The organism is Candidatus Schekmanbacteria bacterium, from assembly GCA_003695725.1.
Taxonomy (GTDB): Bacteria; Schekmanbacteria; GWA2-38-11; order GWA2-38-11; family J061; genus J061.
This window is the reverse complement of the sequence record RFHX01000355.1, coordinates 1-4,011: the sequence shown is the minus strand read 5'-3', so window position 1 is coordinate 4,011 and position 4,011 is coordinate 1. Positions and strand designations below refer to the sequence as shown.

At 33.1% G+C, this 4,011-nt stretch carries 5 protein-coding genes; 1 reads left to right on the top strand and 4 read right to left on the bottom strand.

The window, feature by feature from the left end; genetic code table 11:
• Nucleotides 1–1,332: hypothetical protein (locus D6734_12865; protein RMF92193.1), on the bottom strand; the 1,332-nt coding region annotated here is incomplete at its 3' end.
• Nucleotides 1,333–1,515: 183 nt separating this feature from the next.
• On the opposite strand from D6734_12865, the gene D6734_12860 reads away from it, so the two are divergent.
• A complete protein-coding gene (locus tag D6734_12860) occupies nucleotides 1,516–2,412 on the top strand; it encodes an FkbM family methyltransferase (GenBank protein RMF92192.1) in 897 nt (298 codons plus the stop codon).
• On the opposite strand, the gene D6734_12855 is transcribed toward D6734_12860, so the two are convergent.
• Genes D6734_12855 through D6734_12845 form a run of 3 tightly spaced genes read right to left on the bottom strand, consistent with a single transcriptional unit; the run spans nucleotide 2,409 to nucleotide 3,928 of the window.
• Nucleotides 2,409–2,618, bottom strand: a complete 210-nt coding sequence (locus tag D6734_12855; GenBank protein ID RMF92191.1) for a hypothetical protein — start codon at nucleotides 2,616–2,618, stop codon at nucleotides 2,409–2,411. The two genes, D6734_12860 and D6734_12855, sit on opposite strands and share 4 nt — an antisense overlap.
• Nucleotides 2,619–2,649: 31 nt before the next feature.
• Nucleotides 2,650–3,654: a radical SAM protein gene (locus tag D6734_12850; GenBank protein RMF92190.1), complete on the bottom strand. Its 1,005-nt coding sequence runs from the start codon at nucleotides 3,652–3,654 to the stop codon at nucleotides 2,650–2,652.
• On the bottom strand, nucleotides 3,647–3,928 hold the full coding sequence (locus D6734_12845; GenBank protein RMF92189.1) for a PqqD family protein: 282 nt from the start codon (nucleotides 3,926–3,928) through the stop codon (nucleotides 3,647–3,649). The genes D6734_12850 and D6734_12845 overlap by 8 nt, the downstream gene beginning before the upstream one ends.
• Nucleotides 3,929–4,011 lie beyond the last annotated feature (83 nt).

The following is a 4,011-nucleotide window of genomic DNA, read 5'->3' as shown; positions in this document are numbered from 1 at the left end:
CTTAATAAAAATAGTAAGCGATTCATTATAGTGAGAGTGGAATTTATATACAAGAAAGAGTGAATAGAAAAGAAAGGTAATCGCAGTAGCAATCACACATCCTGCCAGTTCATATTTAATGATTAAAATTATGCTCAATAGTATATTCAGCAAAGAAGCATAAATGCTTGTTTCCATTTCAAATTCAGGTTTCCCTATGCCTATTGAAACGACATTTGCAACGCCTGAAATAAGATTGAAATAGTAGGCACTGCACATAATCAATAGGACCATTTCCGCAGGCGGATAAGATTTGGACAACCACAATTCCAATATAATCTTGTTATTGAAGGCAAGAAAAATGAAAATTGGTGTGGTAAAAATAAGCAGAAACTTTGATGCTCTAATATATAATTTCCAAAGTTCTTCTTTTGACTTAGTAGAATCAACTTCGCTTGCCGCAGGTGTAATTGCCGAAACCATAAGAAGGGGAAATGACCTTGCAATTGAAGCGACACGATTTCCTATGTCATAGAATCCAATGGAAGCAGTATTCAGAAAATAACCTATGAGAAACTTGTCTGTTTGAAAATTTATGAGGTAAGCAATCTTTGCAACCTGAACTTTGTATCCAAAAGTAAATATTTTTTTGAAAACATCTTTTTCAATAATCTTTGGGAAAAAACTTATTTGAGGAAATATTTTGTAACTGTAATAGATATATGCAATTCCTATATAAATTGAATAGGCGGCTTCGTTAAGGGCTAAACCAGTTAGGCCATAGCCATAATGGAGGACAAACACAATACCTGCAGCGCGGGGAATAGCAGAAATGATTTTAATGTAATTGAGTATACCCATCTTTTGGAAGCCTTCAAAGATTGAGCGTATGGGCGTAACTGTGCTTTGGATGCAAAAGGCAAGAATGCCGAAAAGTAAAACATTATAGGTTTCACTTATATATACTTCTTCTATCTTAAAGAAGCCAATTATAATATCTATCAGAAAATATCCAGCAATAAACTGTATGATGCCTAAAGGCAGGTAAAAAAGGAGTCCATGATTAATAATATTGTTGATATTCTTTGTGTCTCTCTTTGCTTTATATTCAGCAAGATATTTTGTGAATGAGCCTCCTGCCCCAAGGTCGAGAAGGCTGAAATAGCTCGTAACAGCAAACATAAATGCCCATATGCCAAATCTTTCTGCTCCAAGTTTTCTGAAGATATAAGGTGTAAGAAAAAAGTTTATGAATATTTGGGTTAAATTTCCCAAATAATTGTAGATGGTGTTGCTGATTATTTTTTTTGAAATAGACGAATCAACTTCATCTTTTGAATTTATTTCAATCATCTTATCAAAAATTTTTTTTTACACAATTGCTGATTCATTATACTAACATTACTTTTCAGTATGAAAAAACAACAAAATGAGAAGTATCAATGAAATGCATCTTTTTTCAAAATGGTTTTTCTTGGAAGGATAATAATGATAATATCTTTTAAGGTAGATTGTTTGTTAAGAGAATAATTATTTATGAAAGAGGGAATAGAAAATCCAACTCCTTTTTGGGATAAGATGGCAAAAAAATTGCGTTCAATTTATGAAAGCACACCTTATTTCAAGGGGAAGTGGCAGATATTCAATCTTTTGGGAAGATTTGCAAGATGGAAAGGTTATAGGACTGAAATCTCATTTGATCTTGGAGAAAAGATAATCCTTGATATCGATGATTGGATTCCCTATCAGATTTTTTTGACTGGTTATTATGCCATTGAGTATTTACATACCTCTTATTTCAGAAAAATTGTAAAGGAGGGAATGGTTTTTTTTGATGTAGGCGCAAACATTGGCTATTACACTCTTCAAGCAGCTGTCAGAGTAGGAAAAGGAGGGAAAGTTTACGCTTTTGAGCCGGTAAGCAGCACATATAAAAAATTGAAAGAGAATGTTGAAATAAATTCACTGACTAATGTTGTACTCTGCCCTTTCGTTATCTATGAAAAAGAGGGGGAAATGGAAATTGCTCTCGGTGATAAAGGCAACAGCGGCTCTGCAAAAATTCCTTTTCCAGATAATTCCTGTGATGAAAGAAAGGAAAAGGTTAGGGCGATTACTCTTGATAATTTTGTTGAAAGAAATAGGATTAATAGAGTTGACCTTGTAAAGATCGATGTAGAGGGATGCGAATATTCCGTCCTTAAAGGTATGGTGAAAATTCTTTCAAAGTTGAAACCCACCATTTTGATTGAGCTTACAGAAAATACTTTGAAAGCCCGGGGGACATCATCTTTTGAAGTTATCAATTTCCTTAAGGGCTATGGATATTGTCCATATAAGATAATCCGTAATGGAGTGAAAAGAATTAGGCGGGATTTTATTACAGGAGAATCTCTAATTCTTTTCAAGCAGGGAGATGCAAAGGGAGTTTAACTAAACTTTTTCCCTTTCTTTTTTCTGCATTTTTTGAGTCTCTTTTCGACAGATTCATTTTTTTTGGGACATTTGGGTTTCTTATCTGCATAGGCATCATCTTCAAGTGAAATTATTTGAGGACTAACCCATTTTTTTAATAATGAGGCTACAGCAGTAACAGTTGCAATCTTTTTACCTTTTTCGAGAAATTCTCTTCTTTTCATATTTTGCTCCTTAATTATAAAAAAAATTTTTTTATCCTATCCGTGGACATAGGGGAAACTCGCTCCATTCGTTTCCGCTAAATGCATAGGCAAGTGGACGGCATCCTCCTTTACAGTCTTTTTTCGTGTCGCATTTTGAGCAATCCCCCTCTAACTTTTCCTCGTTTATGTATTTTTTAAAATATGAAATATCTTTCCATGCCTTTATTATTCCCTTATCGATAATATTGTTTTCTTTATTCCATAGAGTGGATAATGTACAGGGATAGAGGTTGCCGTCAGCAGTTATTGTGCAGCAATAGGAATTTTCATCTCCAATACTGCATTCTGCAGCGCATCCATCATTAGCCATGGTCAATGTAAAACTTGAAAATTCAATTTCTAATTTATTCTCCTTTTCATTTATTTCATCAACTATTGAGTCAAGTTTTAAGAGGTCATTCAATGAAGGCTTTAATGATGCATAATTAAGGAGCGCGCGTCCCATAGGTACGACTTCATCGAGGTCTATTTTTTTTATGCCCAAACTTTTCAGCACTTCAATTAGAGAAGGAATGTCCAAAATATTGAAGGAAGTAATCGTTGTTTTCGTATGGACATTAAAATCTTTTTCCAATGATAAGATGATTGCATTGATTATTTTAGTGAAGGATTTCCCCATCAAGTAGTCATTTATCTCTGCTTTTGAACCATTGATGCTAATTTGAATTTCTCTTAGTCCACAGTCTGCAAGTTTTTTTAATATTTTTTTATTTATCAGTGTGCCATTTGTTGTCAATTCAACAGCTATTCCATTATAGCGAAGTTTTTTAATAATTTGAAAAACAGAAGGTTCATATAGAGGTTCGCCTCCTGTTAAAATGACTTTCAATACTTTCCCTTTGATAATTTCATCGAGTACTTTTTCACAGAGCTTTTTTGATAATCTATATTCTTTTTTAGCATCTATGAGACAGAACGAGCAGTTCAGATTGCATCTTTTTGTAAAGGACCAAGTAACTTCAATTGGCGTTTTGACATACATTTTTTTATTCAAGTGAAATAATTTTTTTTTCTTTTAATTTGTCTATAAAATCCAAAACTTCTTTTTCTATGCGGGATGGGTCATCTTCAAATTGTTGACACAGAATTTCTATGATTTCTTTTATTTTCAAATTTCCATCACATAACTGCCATATCAATGTTCCTGTTTCATTTAACAGATATGGTTCGCCTACTGAATCATCGAATATTACAGCTTTCGCGTTTTCTATTCTTGATAGAATTTTTTCTGATGGCACAGGCACTCTTTCAAGAAGTTTTGTTTTCATAGCTTATCCAAAATTTCTTTTACAACTTGTGGAAGTTCTTTAAAATGTTTCTTTATATTATATTTTATTTCAAAGATTGGGAT

What these genes read in the sequence shown, in the direction of transcription:
- D6734_12855 (RMF92191.1), bottom strand. Translation starts at nt 2,618, where the DNA reads ATGAAAAGAAGAGAATTTCTCGAAAAAGGTAAAAAGATTGCAACTGTT.
- D6734_12860 (RMF92192.1), top strand. Translation starts at nt 1,516, where the DNA reads ATGAAAGAGGGAATAGAAAATCCAACTCCTTTTTGGGATAAGATGGCA.
- D6734_12845 (RMF92189.1), bottom strand. Translation starts at nt 3,928, where the DNA reads ATGAAAACAAAACTTCTTGAAAGAGTGCCTGTGCCATCAGAAAAAATT.